17 protein-coding genes are annotated in these 14,201 nt (G+C 44.8%); all 17 read left to right on the forward strand.

Annotated features, from left to right (window positions below; translation table 11 throughout):
- Window positions 1–16: 16 nt before the first annotated feature.
- The 17 genes from ACZ2GZ_RS15995 to ACZ2GZ_RS16075 all read left to right on the forward strand — a co-directional run bounded on the left by ACZ2GZ_RS15995 (window position 17) and on the right by ACZ2GZ_RS16075 (window position 14,130).
- Complete coding sequence (locus ACZ2GZ_RS15995) at window positions 17–985, forward strand: hypothetical protein (protein ID WP_470295705.1); 969 nt, start codon at window positions 17–19, stop codon at window positions 983–985.
- Window positions 986–988: 3 nt separating this feature from the next.
- Complete coding sequence (locus ACZ2GZ_RS16000; RefSeq protein WP_470295706.1) at window positions 989–3,505, forward strand: hypothetical protein; 2,517 nt, start codon at window positions 989–991, stop codon at window positions 3,503–3,505.
- Between the two features lie 6 nt (window positions 3,506–3,511).
- Window positions 3,512–3,925, forward strand: a complete 414-nt coding sequence (locus tag ACZ2GZ_RS16005; RefSeq protein ID WP_470295707.1) for a DUF5411 family protein — start codon at window positions 3,512–3,514, stop codon at window positions 3,923–3,925.
- Between the two features lie 11 nt (window positions 3,926–3,936).
- Window positions 3,937–4,746: a Flp pilus assembly protein CpaB gene (gene cpaB / locus ACZ2GZ_RS16010; protein ID WP_470295708.1), complete on the forward strand. Its 810-nt coding sequence runs from the start codon at window positions 3,937–3,939 to the stop codon at window positions 4,744–4,746.
- Window positions 4,743–5,612 (forward strand): MinD/ParA family ATP-binding protein, encoded by an 870-nt coding sequence (locus ACZ2GZ_RS16015; protein ID WP_470295709.1) that lies wholly within the window; start codon window positions 4,743–4,745, stop codon window positions 5,610–5,612. Before cpaB ends, ACZ2GZ_RS16015 begins: the two co-directional genes overlap by 4 nt.
- Window positions 5,613–5,618: 6 nt before the next feature.
- Window positions 5,619–7,031, forward strand: coding sequence for an ATPase, T2SS/T4P/T4SS family (locus tag ACZ2GZ_RS16020; protein WP_470295710.1), 1,413 nt, complete (start codon window positions 5,619–5,621; stop codon window positions 7,029–7,031).
- Window positions 7,028–7,969 (forward strand): hypothetical protein, encoded by a 942-nt coding sequence (locus ACZ2GZ_RS16025; RefSeq protein ID WP_470295711.1) that lies wholly within the window; start codon window positions 7,028–7,030, stop codon window positions 7,967–7,969. The genes ACZ2GZ_RS16020 and ACZ2GZ_RS16025 overlap by 4 nt, the downstream gene beginning before the upstream one ends.
- Window positions 7,970–8,000: 31 nt before the next feature.
- Window positions 8,001–8,258: a hypothetical protein gene (locus tag ACZ2GZ_RS16030; RefSeq protein WP_470295712.1), complete on the forward strand. Its 258-nt coding sequence runs from the start codon at window positions 8,001–8,003 to the stop codon at window positions 8,256–8,258.
- 6 nt (window positions 8,259–8,264) lie between these two features.
- Window positions 8,265–9,161, forward strand: a complete 897-nt coding sequence (locus ACZ2GZ_RS16035; protein ID WP_470295713.1) for a hypothetical protein — start codon at window positions 8,265–8,267, stop codon at window positions 9,159–9,161.
- Window positions 9,162–9,186: 25 nt separating this feature from the next.
- Entirely contained in the window at window positions 9,187–9,444 is a 258-nt protein-coding gene (locus ACZ2GZ_RS16040; protein WP_470295714.1) for a hypothetical protein, read from the forward strand.
- A 60-nt stretch (window positions 9,445–9,504) separates the two neighbouring features.
- Complete coding sequence (locus ACZ2GZ_RS16045) at window positions 9,505–9,900, forward strand: DUF4320 family protein (protein ID WP_470295715.1); 396 nt, start codon at window positions 9,505–9,507, stop codon at window positions 9,898–9,900.
- A 280-nt stretch (window positions 9,901–10,180) separates the two neighbouring features.
- A complete protein-coding gene (locus ACZ2GZ_RS16050; protein WP_131458365.1) occupies window positions 10,181–10,492 on the forward strand; it encodes a hypothetical protein in 312 nt (103 codons plus the stop codon).
- Window positions 10,493–11,330: 838 nt separating this feature from the next.
- Window positions 11,331–11,867, forward strand: a complete 537-nt coding sequence (locus ACZ2GZ_RS16055; RefSeq protein ID WP_470295649.1) for a hypothetical protein — start codon at window positions 11,331–11,333, stop codon at window positions 11,865–11,867.
- 202 nt (window positions 11,868–12,069) lie between these two features.
- Window positions 12,070–12,243, forward strand: coding sequence for a hypothetical protein (locus tag ACZ2GZ_RS16060; RefSeq protein ID WP_470295650.1), 174 nt, complete (start codon window positions 12,070–12,072; stop codon window positions 12,241–12,243).
- An 88-nt stretch (window positions 12,244–12,331) separates the two neighbouring features.
- Window positions 12,332–12,688, forward strand: coding sequence for a DUF1140 family protein (locus tag ACZ2GZ_RS16065; protein WP_470295651.1), 357 nt, complete (start codon window positions 12,332–12,334; stop codon window positions 12,686–12,688).
- Window positions 12,689–13,266: 578 nt separating this feature from the next.
- The gene (locus ACZ2GZ_RS16070; protein ID WP_470295652.1) at window positions 13,267–13,530 is read left to right on the forward strand and encodes a hypothetical protein; all 264 of its coding nucleotides are present in this window, start codon (window positions 13,267–13,269) and stop codon (window positions 13,528–13,530) included.
- A 30-nt stretch (window positions 13,531–13,560) separates the two neighbouring features.
- Window positions 13,561–14,130, forward strand: a complete 570-nt coding sequence (locus ACZ2GZ_RS16075; protein ID WP_470295653.1) for a hypothetical protein — start codon at window positions 13,561–13,563, stop codon at window positions 14,128–14,130.
- The last annotated feature ends 71 nt before the right edge of the window (window positions 14,131–14,201 follow it).

Genomic DNA, 14,201 nt, shown 5'->3' on the forward strand with positions numbered 1-14,201 from the left:
AAAGGGGTTTTAGAACATGATTAAAAAAATTACAACGAGCCTTGGGGTCTTGGCTCTCTCAGTCGGGTTGCTTACATCACCACTAACTGCAAAGGCAGACGGCGACCGTACAACTTGTACGATGACGATTTACGCAAGCAAACACCAAGGCGGCACTCGTGCTCAAGCAACTGGTGAATGTAAAGGGCTTGTCACTGGTGGTTACAACAAGGCAGACAAGTATTTCGTGGCAGAAGGAATGTACACAGGAAAAGTCGTGAACGGACAAACTGTTGAATTGGTACTCGCAAGTGGAAAATATCTCTTTGCGGATCTCACATTCTACACTGTGAACGATTACCAAGAGCCTGCACCTGCACCGACGCCTGCACCAAAACCTGAGCCGAAGCCGACTCCACCGCCTGCACCGAAACCTGCACCAACGCCTGCACCGAAACCTGCACCTGCACCAACGCCTGCACCAAAACCTGCACCTGCACCAACGCAACCTGCACCAAAACCTGCACCAACTCAACCAAGCAAGCCTAGTGACTCTCCCAAAAGTGACGAAAAAGTTTCCTCACAAACAAAACCGAGTACACAAACCAATCAAACGGGGCAAAAAAGTGAAGAAAAGCAAACAAGTAGTGTCGCAACCAAAAACGACAGCCAAAAAGACGACGCAAAATCAGACGAAAAAGTAACTGCCGAGACGAAAGAAAAAGCATCGGATGACAAAAAAGAAGCAGACAAAAAAGAAGAGAATGAGACTGCTGAAAAGAAAGACGACAAGAAAAAGGACATTGAGAAATCGGAATCGGACAAGAATACAGAATCAGACGAGAAATCGGATGACGTCAAAGAAAACGTCGTGACTGAGATCAAGACACCGAATCTAACGGCAGGAGAAACGAAAAGCAATAACGGGTTCTTGTTCGGCGGACTGGCCGTCGGTAGTGCTGCCGTTGCAGGCGTCCTCTACTTTGTGTTCAGAAAGAAGTTTTAAGACATGAAAAAACTTGTCGCAACAACGATGTTGCTTCTCGTTTTGATAAGTAGTAACTCCGTCAATGCCAATCCATATGACGTTCCTTCATCAGTAAGAAGTGGATGGAACAAAAACTACGGTTCGAACGATCACGACATGGAAAAAGGGTTACGGCTCTCCTATGACGTCTACAACGAAAAGTATATCAACGACGGTTATCGCATCACTTCAAGGGACTTTGGAAAAGGGAACTTACAGTATTTCAACTTCACGGGATATGCGGTCTTATTCGGTCACAAACGCCATACCTCAACCAATAACAAGACGTATATTGTCGCCCGTAAAGTAGCAGGAAAAAACAACATCGGATCGACTAAAGTCTTTAGTGCAGATCAATTCGGAAATCTATCTGCAACGGAAGACCTTGAATATAACAACCAAGGGGCGGGCGTGTGGAACGAATGTGCTGCTACGGCGACCAACAGAAACAACCTGACCTGTAACATGCGATATGACAACGTTGGATTCTCCGCCTATCTACCGTTAAGAGAGCTATTCCCTGACGACTACGAGAACGCAGAGTGGGCATTGTTCATCGTCAAAAAGGTTGATAACTGGATCGTCTACACGCAATTGAAGACACCGTTTGAATTTGGTAACCGAGCATGGGGCAAAGGGAATCTGAGCATGAGGTCGGGCGGACAAGCCAACATGGTCAAAACGCTAGACTATCCTGTTACCCGAAGAACTTACCCACGGCAACTGCCGAGTCAAGTCGGTCAAAGGTATTTCGCAGTTGACCGTCTCTATCGGATGGTTGACCAAGAAGAAACTCAGACGACGATTTGGTTAGGAATGAGAACACCCGAGGACAACAATGCGACTCGATGGGCGAACAGTGTCTACTTTGGAACGGCAGGAACGCAAGCAAGGTTGAAGTACACGCCGACGCAAGCACCACCGCCACCACCGACGAAGCCATCCAAGCCCGACGGGATGTGTAAGCCACCTGTCACGCCACCACCTCGCTATAATTATGAGTTTGACTTTGAAGCACGAGAGATCGACGGGAAGACGGTTCAAGCAAACACGACGACCCGAACGACCGTCAAGTTCTATCGCAAATCCTTTGCGACGAAACGCAATGCTGTTAAAGAAGATATTCGAGACGACATTCTCTATCGTCAGTCCTTGAGATCGACCCAACAAGCACAATACATTTCAGAACGAAACACGTACAACGATTTAAATGCGAAATACGACGCTGCCGTTAAGGCAGGCGACAATACCAAGGCACAACAGTACGCCGACCAAATGAAGCCCGTCCTACAACGGATGGCAAACCTCGAATGTAGCATCAACTCGCTACACGTCGAGATCGCTCATTATCAACAAGAATACAATGACCTAGTTGAAAAAGAGACGAACCTCCAACGGGTTGTCACAAGCTACACGGTCAAATTCGATGGGCAAAACGTGGCGTTCAAAACCATCGGGCTTATCGAAGACGAATTCAGTGTCGCAGAGATTGACTGGATTCTACCGAGAGACGGCTTTGTGGAAGGGAACATCAACTCGAACCGTTACTCCTATCACGGTGTCACTGAAGAGACATATGAGAACAACATGATTGATACGTCGATCTATGTCGCTTCGAATGAATCTGTTCTGATGTGCTCTCCTCTAGGAGAAGCATCGGAAATGTCAGGTGTTGTCCGTACTGTCAACAACAGTGAAGAAGGAGAGACGATGTACGGTGAACGTGTCATCACGTCACTCTCGATCCCGAGCAATCATATGACCCGTAAGGCAGGGTACGGATTCGATTACACAGTTTCTTCTATCTATCAGAACGACGACCCTCTATCGAACGGAACAGGAACGAAGCAAGTGAAATCGTACTTCCCGACATTATCGAACCACCTTCCATATCCCTATCGGACTGGAATCGGCTTTGGTGATTTTACGGTCGGTGGGTATGAAGCAAATCTCAACCGAATGAACACAACGACATTCAAACTGCCGAACGTCTATCTTGAGAAATTCAGTGGGAATGTATTCGATTCGAACACATCGTCGCATCCAAGACGAAATCTATCTGACGTACTAATTAACGGAGGGACGAAGTTCTATATCCCGTTCGATTATCCGAACGGATCACTCGAATTCGATACAGTTGCGACGGGTGCAGGAATCAACAACATGACAACTTGTGTATCGGGTGGCGTCAACGTCGAAGGTTCGCCAATCAATGATTTGAACGGCAACGACGACTTCTACCAACGTCCTTTGTCTCCTGACGAACCGTTCCCAACGGGGATCGGTTGGAACATGAAAAACAACGTGACAACAATCAACTCATTGAAAACTTGGTACAACAACTGGTCGAACGACCCATTCAATCCAAGTTCAAGCTACAACTCAACTTATTACCTTACAAGAGATAAGATTGCTGAAATTCAAAAATATGCTGAAATGAACCCACTTCAAAAAGGCAAGTCCATGTTCAATCAAATCAGTATTCCGAGAAAGAAGTGATGCTACATGAGTAAAGTGATATGGGGTGGCTTCGTAACATTCTTCGCAATGTTCGTGATTGTATTTTATGTCGCCTACAATGAGACGGCTTTCGTTGCCACGGACAATCAAAACGCACTCGATAACGGCACACGAAACGCTCTGAATCAATCCGTGAATATGGGGCATCTCAGGGTCAGTGAGGAAGTGACCATTGACCCCGAGGTAGCCAAAGAAGCACTCGTCCGAAACTATGCTCAGTCGGTGAACTACCGAGACGGTGACCGTTTCCTGAACATTTACTACCTGACTGACCAACCGATCATCGCAACCGATGCGTACACAAGCCTTGAGGGAAGTACGAACTTCACGAAAAAAGAAGAGACCATTTCTCGTAGCCGTAACGTGTACATCATCGAAGCTAAAAAACTAAACCGATAAGGAGAAACACAATGAAGAAGAAGAAAAGGCTTCAAAAACAACTGGTGGCTGCCTTTCTCGTCATCTCGCTTGTATGTGGAATCGTCTTCTATACGAGATTTCAAATCAGTGCCGAGATTGACGCCGTGAATGTCGTCTATACAAAGGCGGAAATCCCACCAAGAACAGAAATCACGGAAGACATGATTACGATGAAGGAAGTCCCGAGCCGAGCCGTCCCACCAAACGCCATCACAGACCCGAACAAGGTCATCGGCAAATGGACGGTCAGTGGATTCGGAATTCCGAAGAACTCAATGCTTTACGATGAAAAAATTCTAGCCAAAGATCAACTTCCTGATAGTGCGATTCTGAATCTTAAAGATAACGAAGTGGCATTCCCGTTACTCGTTGACCTCGAAACCTCATTAGGGAACAGTATCATCCCGAATGCAAATGTAGACCTCTATTTCCGTTCTAAAAAGGACAACAGTGAGGGCAAGGTCATGTACGGTCGCTTAGGAGCGAATGTCCGTGTCGTAGCTGTAAAGGATGCTCAAGCATCGAACGTCTTCCAAAACGAAGGGAAGCAAGAACAGAACGAGGAGCAAAACACGGCAAGCACAGAACCGTCACTCGCATCCATCTATATCTTTGCCGTCCCAAGTGAACTGAACGGGGCATTAAACAAAGCAAAATTGGTCGGGGATGTAGTCCCTGTCGCCACAAGCCAGTCTTATAACCCGTCGGCTGAGGGCGAGGAATTGTCAGACGAAGAAATCATGCGTTACATCAACGGTGAGTATGAAGAAACAGAAGAGGGAGGAGAAGAGACCCAATGAAAAAGAAAAAAATCATTTCTTTCTATGCCAATGCTGAATCACAAGGCTTGAGAACGGTATCGTTGGCTTTCTCGAACTTGCTTGCACAACAAAATTACAGCGTCTTGTACGTCGAACTCGATACAAACAATCCACTCATTTCAAAAGCCCTTCAAATCCATACGGAGGGCAAGGACATTAACAGTTACTTTGAACGCACCACACAAGGCGAATTCGCGTCCGTCAAAAACTATATCCTCTCGCATGAAGACATTGTGGCGAATGGTGATCGCAAGCAAAAGGCAATCTATCAAGGCATCGAAAAAGAAGTCTCGTTCCTCGTCTTCCCGATGGATATTAAAGACGTCGATGTTCCCGACCTGATTGATTATTCGGAAGAGAACGTAGAAGAGTTTGTACTTGATTATGTGGAACGGTTCACCTCGACGCTGCTAGAACAAGAGTACGACTTCATCGTATGTAAACTCGCTACCGACGTCGATCATATGTTCACATTTGAAATGATGAAACATAGTGACCACATCATTTCTGTCACGACCCCTTCTATCACGAAACTGATGAAGCAAAAGGATGCGAAACGATTCCTGTTCGAGCAAAACAAAGAGTTACGGGATAAATGGCATGACGTTCTAAACATGGCGAGTGAGGAAGTGCCAGGTAGTGAGTATAAGAGTCTCCTCGACACAAACTGCATCATCCCGTTCGATCCAGAGCGTCAAAAAGAAGAATTGGCTTTACAGCCTGATTCAGAATTGATCCGTCAAAAACTAGAACGGCTCGTCTTAGATTTAGGTATTCAAATCCAAGTGACGGTAGAAAATCAGAATTCAACGCTCTTACAAAAAGTATTTAGTGGACGGGGGTAATGACTCGTGAAGAACACATTACCGAAATATCGGCAACCGAACCTGAGAAACAAAAACCGACTCAACCTCGACAATCTCGTGTACCTGAACGTTCAATCAGGGACGAGAACATCGAACCGACGAAGTGAAGGGTTAGACACCCGAGTAATCGAGGACGTCAAAACAACCCTCAAGACAGATGAATACAAGGAATTGATTCGAGATGCGTTCGGAAACGAATCAAAACGTGCTAAACTTCGACAACAAATCACCAAGATCATTTCCAAGACAGACTTCACACAGCGTCACAGAGAATATTTAGACGACCTGACTTTGGACGAAGTAACAAATATCATCGTCGAACGTATCGTTGGACTGGACGTGCTCGAAGAACTCCGAAACGACCCTGACATTACCGACATCTCATGTAACGGGTACGACAACATTTGGGTTGACCACGTTACAAAAGGAAAGTATCACGTCGATTTGAAATTCGACAACGAACAGTCGTATGTCGAATTATTGAGCCGTTTCGCATTCGCCAGTGACCAAAACTTCTCATATGGTAGCCCGTCATTTGATGCGATTTTCCCTCAAATCCGTATCAACGTCGTCGGTTTCGATTTAAGTCCGAGTCCGAATTTACAGATGCGGACAATCTCTAAGAACCTACGTTTGAGTAAAGACTACATGATTCAATCGGGATATATGGACGAGAACATTTATAACCTGTTGAGCCTGACATTCGCCACCCAATCACACTTGATTGGTGGAGAAACAGGTACAGGGAAAACAGAATTGCTCCGATACTTCACACGCTATACGAAACCGAACGCAACCATCATCATGATTGAAGATACGCCTGAATCTTACCTTGATGAAATTTATCCTAAAGATAAATTCTCCATCAAGATGTGGAAGAACCGTGGGGCGAAGGGAGACAGTGGGACGGAATACGGCTATCAATACCACTTGAAAAACGCCATGCGTCAAAACCCTGACTACATCATGATTCAAGAATCTCGTGGCGGAGAAGCGTTATTCATCCTGAAAGCCGTCGGGACAGGTCATATCGTCAATACGACGCTGCACTCAAAATCGGCATTCGGTTCGGTCTCACGATTCGTTGATTTGTGTCAAGAAGGTGAGATGCAAGAAGCCCATATCTATGGCAATCGAATCGTCTCAGAGGACGGTTTCAGAATCGGGATTCATCTAAAACGATTCGGGAACGTCCGACGTATTCATGAAGTCGTCGAGTATAGAGGATTCGAAAACGGTAAAGCGATCGGAAATACACTTGTCAGATTTAACGAGATGACAGAACGTCACGAAATCCAATCGGCTATGTCGCCCGAACTTTGGCAGGAACTAATGAGTTATCACAGGGACTTGGCAGCCATCGAAGCTTTCGCCCCTCTCAAGGCGGTGAACGTATGACCCTTCAAGATGTGTTGAACGTGCTCATGTTGTTCGTCATCGGCATCGTCGCCTACGTGTTGATTCTGAAAGTGATCGACTTCGAACCATCGTCGAAACGAAAACGTCTTTCTAAGGTCTTGAATGACTCCGAAGACGAACGAAAAACAATCCGAAGCCGATACCCGTTCCTGAACTATCTTGTTCCATCCTATGTTATGGAACAAGCCGAGCAATACCATAAACCATACACCAAACAAATGTATGTCACTTATTTCATCACTGGAACGGTGATCGGCATTATCGCATTCTTTGTCTACTTCAAAGCGTTTCTCACATTGATTCCGTTATCGTTGCTAGGTGGTGTCGTCGCAACTGTCATCAAACTTCACACCATCAAGCGTGATTATATCCAAGAGACTGACCATCATCTCAGTGTGTATATGTCGTCTCTCACGACGGCATACGGCACGTTCGGCAATTTAAAAGGAGCGATTTCCTCCATCTTGCCGAGCCTAGAAGAACCGTTGAAGTCAAGGTTAGAAAAGGCATACCTCATTTTGAGTGAGGGTAAGACGCCGAAACAAGCGTTTCACGACTTCAACAAAGCCTATCCCCAAAAGATCGTCCTACTGTTCCATGACCAAATCCAAGTCATTGAGGACAGTGGGAGTTCTGATACAAGCAGACTTCGAGAAGTCGCCAACCAAATGAAGAAAAAGGAGGTCTTCAAACAGCGTCTCGCAATGGTGTATCGTTCTCAGTTCAAAATATGGCGAACGTTATGTCTACTGATGTTCTCGATCCCGTTCATGTTCATCCTGATTTCGTATGACAATTTCTTAGCCATACAAAACAACGCCGTATCAAACATCATCATGTTCATCGCCTTGATCTATGTATTATTCATCTACACACGGTTGGCAAAGATTGAAATTTATGACCCGACCGACTCTTAAAAACTAAACACATTCAAAGGAGCAACTAACCATGTTAACAACCTACTCACAGAAACTTTACGCTAAAGCAGAAATCCTCAAAGGGAACGTCATCGAACGTGTCCGTAACTTCAACTCAGAAGAAACGTCGGCTAAAGGAACGTCGGAAGAAGGCGTGCTCGTCTATATCGGTGTCGCCCTTGGAATCCTTGTCGGAGCAATCGTCATCTTGTTCGGTAAGGACGTCTTCACGGTCGTCATGAACCAGTTCAAGACAGGAACTTCAAAAGTACCGACAGGATGGCAGTAAGACAGCATGGATATGATTGAGAACGTGACACTAACTCAAGTCATATCGGTCGTCCTTCTAGTCCTTATCGGTGTCCTCGCTTACAAGACAATTCTTACGCTCTCTGATATTCAGGTGCGTAAGAAATATGTCTTGAAGTCGGTATTGAAACAAGAACAGGAGGAACGAGAGAATGCCAGGGACTTACCGTTCTTAGAACGGTTCACATCTTGGAATCGGTATCGAGCCTATATCGAATACCAACTAGAAGATGCCAAGTCACCGCAATCATTCAATCGCTTCATGCTCATTCGATTCGGATTGGCATTCATGGCTGTCATTTACGCTTACGGTATCGGGAGTGCGTTTGATGTACCGGTCATCACATACATCTCATTGCCCGTCGCCGTACTGATCTTCAATATCCCGATGAAACGATTGCAGAAACGAAAAGAAAATTATCTCAATCAACTACGGATGGAACTGCCTGACTATTTCTCTTCGCTCTCCATCCTGTTAGAAAGTCGCTCGCCGTTGACGGCAATCAAAGAGAGTATCACTTATGCAGGTGAACACTTACATCCGTATGTCGAGAACCTTATCACGGAGATCGAGCTATATCCTGCCGATTCACGTCCGTTCGTCAACTTTGCGAATCGGGTTCAAATCCGAGAAGCGAAGGAATTCATGATCGCCCTCGAACAGATGATGAAAGTCGATACCAAAAACTCAGCAAGCATCTTGAACTATCAGTTAGAAATCATGAGTGAGTTGAAGGAAGGGACGTATAACGAAGAGATCGAGAATCGTGAAAACGTGCTTGATAACTACATCATCTCGATTATCCTTCCATACATCGTCGTCATTCTCACGTTTGTCGGTGTGCTCATGTATACGCAGTTCTCAAACTTCACAACATTCTAATACACATTCAAAGGAGCAATTAACCATGTTAACAACCTACTCACAGAAACTTTACGCTAAAGCAGAAATCTTCAAAGGGAACGTCATCGAACGTGTCCGTAACTTCAACTCAGAAGAAACGTCGGCTAAAGGGACGTCGGAAGAAGGTGTGCTCGTCTATATCGGTGTCGCCCTTGGAATCCTCGTCGGAGCAATCGTCATCTTGTTCGGTAAGGACGTCTTCACGGTCGTCATGAACCAATTCAAGTCAGGAACTTCAAAAGTACCAACAGGATGGCAATAAGATTTAAAAGGGCAGTCATTCAACTGACTGCCCTTTTATCAAATCAAAGGAGGATTTAAGATGAAGGGAATTGTAGGAACGGCTTTTGCTCTACTCATGCTCATACCATTTATAATTTTCATTCCCGATCTAGCGATTTATGGAGTCCAATCGCACCAAGCGTCAGTAGTGGCAGCCGATATTACTCGGGAAGCCGAGATGCGAGGGGGCGTCACCCCTTCACTCAAACAATATGCAGAAACACGGTTAGACGAGACGGGATTAAAACAGAATGGATATAGTGTCACTTATAACGTCCAAGGAAGACCCGACGGACTTGCCGACCATTTAGGTCAGATTCAAGTGACGGTCAACGGCGAATATCGCTTCAAGGCATTCAATTTTCTCAATACAGGAGCCATGACTTTATCCGTTCAAAAGAGAGAGACAGGAACTTCACAGGTATGGAAACGATAAAAAACGTCACTACTTCAATATATGGATATGATACACTCAATCTGATTAAAGGGCGTACGGCAATATGGTGAACGTACCCCAAAGATTGGAGTTTCCATGTATGTCTTATCCTACAAAAACCTATAAGGTACACCCATTTTACAAAGTGTTGTTCGATAGTGTCTTCGACGTTCTGAGCAACCAAAAGTCACCCTTTCTCGAATGGATCATGGATAGGCATTTAGGTACAGACGCTAAAGAATCATTGTCACAGTACAGTTACAACGAGTTATTCATCGACATGATTCGCAGATTGGAGACACGACTAAGGGAAGTCACGTTAGAAGATTTATCGTTCGAATTAAAGACCAAAGGAAGATTCATCGAATTGATGGGAGCATATCGGGACAACCCGTATCTTCCTACGACGTTGACAATCTTCACCGTCCGAATTTCCAATGAAGAAGTACAACGGGTCAGTCAAATCAAAAATGGTTACTTGCTCAAAGAAGTCGTCCAGATCGCATTTATCAACTATTTAAGTGAGTTGGATGACGATGTGTACACACTAGTGAAGCAAACGTTTTTAAAGGCGATTGAACCAAAGAATTGAAAAGGGATGCTGCTGTCTCGTTTCGGGGGAATGAATTTGAAGTGGTTTAAAGGTAATATTGTCAATTTGTACGTGGCAGGAAGTATTACCGTGTTTATTATCATGTATCATTTACAGAACAATTATATGGTCGGCACGAATGCTCACAACCGAGTCACGATATTTTTCTTCACGTTCTGTATCGGGATCGTGATATTAAGTGGGGTAGGACTCCGCCGATGTATCGACCGATTTGAAAAGTGGTATGACAAAACGAATAGCATCGAACAAGAGTAGGGGCATCCCTGCTCTTTTTTTATGTTAAAAGCGTTTTATGGCTCATGGGGCGGGGGCTAAGGTGTTCGGAAGGGCATCGACCACCCAAGCCCCCACAACCCACCGCAACGCCCCTAAATCGAGCGATAACGACACCCCGTCGCCACTAGCAAGGTCATCGGAGATGAACTGGCCAGTGGCTGCACGTCCGAGGGACGTGTCGGGCTGTACGTTCCTGCACGATTTGACGGGACGCTCGGAGCGTCAGGTCAAGACCTTGAAAGGCAACGAATGTTTACCGTTTTTCCCCTCGGACGATACACCCTATCGAACGTGACGGACTCTGACAGGGCAAGGAACGGCTTCGCTTCTTCCCCTGTCACTCGCACACGTCACGGCGGTCAACATCAAGGGGCAGTCGATTTTTTTCGTCCATAAAACGCTCCTGAACGAAAAAAAGTAGACTGGCTGAGACCCTTGACGTCTCCCTTGCGATGGCTGTTCGTCTAACGTGTCAAAACGGCAAAAATTCACCCTCAGGGGGCGATTTCGCCCGAGGGAAAACAAAGGGAGACAGACCAACATGAAAATCACAGAACTTCAAAAAATCACAGGAAAACGCTATTCTTCTCGCAAAAAACAGATGGAGTTGATTCAGGGGATGGCAGACCAAGCGACCGTTCGGACGGGCGTATACGGGAAAGTTGTCGTGGAAGAACGGGATGAACATATGGTCTTTCATTTCGAGAATGAACACTACGGAAAGATTGAAGCCACCTTCAAAACGGTAGAGCAATTGGAAGAAATCAAGTCGGGTGTCTACATGGCGTATCATGAAGCAGAAAACATTCACTACCGTCTTTCATTCACACCGACGAACGTGACAGAGATGAAGATCAAGGACGCCAGTAGCTTGTTCGAGACGTTGACCGAAGGAAACAAGCCGACGTACACGACCATCCTGAATCGCATTGAGAACGTGCGTGGAGAGCAACGGTGGTACATCGAAAACTTGCTCGAAGTCCATGCTTATATCAACAAGAAAGCTTTCGAATATGCGTATGCACAACACGTCGTCAACATGAAAAATCTTGACCAAAGAAATGCAGAGAGAGCCTAACAATAAAGAACATTCGGGATGACTCAAGTCATCCTGATTGTTCATTGGGTTCAAGAAGCGATTCTAGGTACGAATAAAAATAGATTCTTTACATTATTTAATGTATTTATTATTGTTTTTGAATCAAGAGCGTGCTATAATAAAAGAGTAAGTTAGGAAAGGAGTTCAAGTGCAATACATAAAATCGGATGGAGGTGAAGGGATGGATTTATCAACGATTATCCTCGGTATGTGGAGTTCGAGTGTCTCGCTTGTGATTCTCTTGGTTCTCGTCGGTCTCGTCTTTAAAATGGTTCTCAGGCTCGTCATGAGTGTGGTCAAGATCCTCGTACCAACCTTGTTTGTCGCCACCATGTACTACTTCTTATTTGTTTAAACAAAATTCGGATGACGGAATGCCACACGCTTTTGTAACTCGACATTACAGAATCACGGCTTTCCTGTCAGGGGAAGGAAAATGAGTCATGACTACTGCATTGAACAATCAAGTAACGGAGAATGCGACGGAGGAATTGGTAAGACGGTATGCGACTGTAATCGTGAAGAAGATCATGTCGCAAATCGAATCGAACGAGAAAAAACGAGAAAAGGCGACACAGACGAAGATGGATGCTGCACTCACTGGTAACGGTGTCCGTAGCATGAGACACTGGAAAGCGACGGCGAGCATCGAGACCTATTATGAAGAGAATGAGAGGTTGTTCGGGGAGTTGGTACACATCAACTCAATCACAAATTTCACGACGAACTTGCATCAAGATCGCTATAAATTTGTTGAAAAATACCCGTTCGCCTTAAACGAATTGATGAATCGGGCGTAAGCCCGAGGAAGGGGCATGGAATGGCTAGTAGTTATATGGGTTTGATATTCGTTGCAAACATCTTGCTAATCGAATATATGATACGAAGGTTTAACAAGGAGAAGCAGGCTCAGGGCGATAAGGTGAGCCTGTACAAAGGACTCCTGATTTCAACGGTTCTCTTTTCAATCGCTTGGGGGGCAGGCGACACGATACTGCTTCCCTCGCTTCTGCTTTATATCGTCATTGGGCAAGTGCTCGTGATAGGGTATAAACGGTCGATAGAGTAAATCAAGACAACAAAAAAAAACGCATGGCGGATTGCCACACGCTCTTATAACTCGACACTATAAGTATAGCGTATCAATGGCTATCCTGTCAGCAAAGGCGGGAGAATTTAAAATGGTCAAAAATTCAGCCACTATGATGTTGGTTCAGGTATTATTGCTTGTCATCTCATTCATGAGTTCGATCCTTGCTAAAAACGTGGAATACATGTCAGGAATGTGGGTCTTTTCAGTCTTTATGGTCATCGGAAGTGTCATGGGATTCATGGCGTTGCTATGGTTGCACGAGTCAGTTGAAGGGGAGATGAATTGATGGAATTTATTTTGTATCGTCAGAGCGACTTAAAGGCACATGAGCCGATCCGTTCGCTTCAAAACAGTCAGTTGGTCGTCGATACCGTCCGAGCCGTTTTTGAGGGCTTGGACGATTCGGACGACGTGCTTAGATTGAATATTCAAGATGGTGAACGAGTCCTCTTGTACACACCTTATGCTGTCTGTATTATTGACCGAGAGAACGTGACGCTTTTGGAAAAAGATGATGTTCGAAAGATTTATCTCGCACTTTTTAAATGAAATTATAATGTTATGAAATGAGGAATAAATATGGAAAGAGAAAGTAACGACAACAATAACGTGGATTCCGAAGAATACAAGTCTTTTAATATCTTTTTCATTTCGACGCTTGTGTTAGTCATGTGTTTCTGCATTTTCGTTTTATTTATGGAGAGTAGTAGCCTAGTAAAAAAAGATACGGAATGGCAGCTAGTTGCCAATGAAGAAACACAAGTTAAAGACGTACGTTTTAAACAAACATGGAATACGGGAAGTCGAATCACGATGGATACAGAACAAGGGTCAGTAGTTCTCGATATAACCAAAATTGATTATTTTGTATCCACTGACAAACCATCTTACTTTGAAGTACGAGTGTTTAAGGAAAACCATCATTACGCTAACTGGGTTCCTGAACTAATTAAAAAATCTGAAAGAAAACGTGCGATGCTTACATTATATATCAATGAGAATGACACGAACGAGGTAAGCAAGCGTTTCGCTGACAACTTGGGTAGAACATTGATCTTTATTAAAGGGGAGGATTTCACAGGTGAATTGAAAGATTCCTATACGTCTTTGCCTGACGATTTCGATGCGAATGCAGATGTGGTTTATTGATACTTGTCGTTCGGCTCGTTCGCTAAAGATGAACAGGCCGAACGGCTGCGTGTCTAAAAGGTATTGAACTT

It is taken from the genome of Exiguobacterium sp. KKT215 (genome assembly GCF_055635335.1).

Coding starts and splice junctions, on each gene's coding strand:
- ACZ2GZ_RS16035 (WP_470295713.1), top strand. CDS start 8,265: ATGGATATGATTGAGAACGTGACACTAACTCAAGTCATATCGGTCGTC.
- ACZ2GZ_RS16040 (WP_470295714.1), top strand. CDS start 9,187: ATGTTAACAACCTACTCACAGAAACTTTACGCTAAAGCAGAAATCTTC.
- ACZ2GZ_RS16070 (WP_470295652.1), top strand. CDS start 13,267: ATGGAATTTATTTTGTATCGTCAGAGCGACTTAAAGGCACATGAGCCG.
- ACZ2GZ_RS16065 (WP_470295651.1), top strand. CDS start 12,332: ATGACTACTGCATTGAACAATCAAGTAACGGAGAATGCGACGGAGGAA.
- ACZ2GZ_RS15995 (WP_470295705.1), top strand. CDS start 17: ATGATTAAAAAAATTACAACGAGCCTTGGGGTCTTGGCTCTCTCAGTC.
- ACZ2GZ_RS16025 (WP_470295711.1), top strand. CDS start 7,028: ATGACCCTTCAAGATGTGTTGAACGTGCTCATGTTGTTCGTCATCGGC.
- ACZ2GZ_RS16000 (WP_470295706.1), top strand. CDS start 989: ATGAAAAAACTTGTCGCAACAACGATGTTGCTTCTCGTTTTGATAAGT.
- ACZ2GZ_RS16050 (WP_131458365.1), top strand. CDS start 10,181: ATGATTCGCAGATTGGAGACACGACTAAGGGAAGTCACGTTAGAAGAT.
- ACZ2GZ_RS16075 (WP_470295653.1), top strand. CDS start 13,561: ATGGAAAGAGAAAGTAACGACAACAATAACGTGGATTCCGAAGAATAC.
- ACZ2GZ_RS16030 (WP_470295712.1), top strand. CDS start 8,001: ATGTTAACAACCTACTCACAGAAACTTTACGCTAAAGCAGAAATCCTC.
- cpaB (WP_470295708.1), top strand. CDS start 3,937: ATGAAGAAGAAGAAAAGGCTTCAAAAACAACTGGTGGCTGCCTTTCTC.
- ACZ2GZ_RS16045 (WP_470295715.1), top strand. CDS start 9,505: ATGAAGGGAATTGTAGGAACGGCTTTTGCTCTACTCATGCTCATACCA.
- ACZ2GZ_RS16060 (WP_470295650.1), top strand. CDS start 12,070: ATGGATTTATCAACGATTATCCTCGGTATGTGGAGTTCGAGTGTCTCG.
- ACZ2GZ_RS16005 (WP_470295707.1), top strand. CDS start 3,512: ATGAGTAAAGTGATATGGGGTGGCTTCGTAACATTCTTCGCAATGTTC.
- ACZ2GZ_RS16015 (WP_470295709.1), top strand. CDS start 4,743: ATGAAAAAGAAAAAAATCATTTCTTTCTATGCCAATGCTGAATCACAA.
- ACZ2GZ_RS16055 (WP_470295649.1), top strand. CDS start 11,331: ATGAAAATCACAGAACTTCAAAAAATCACAGGAAAACGCTATTCTTCT.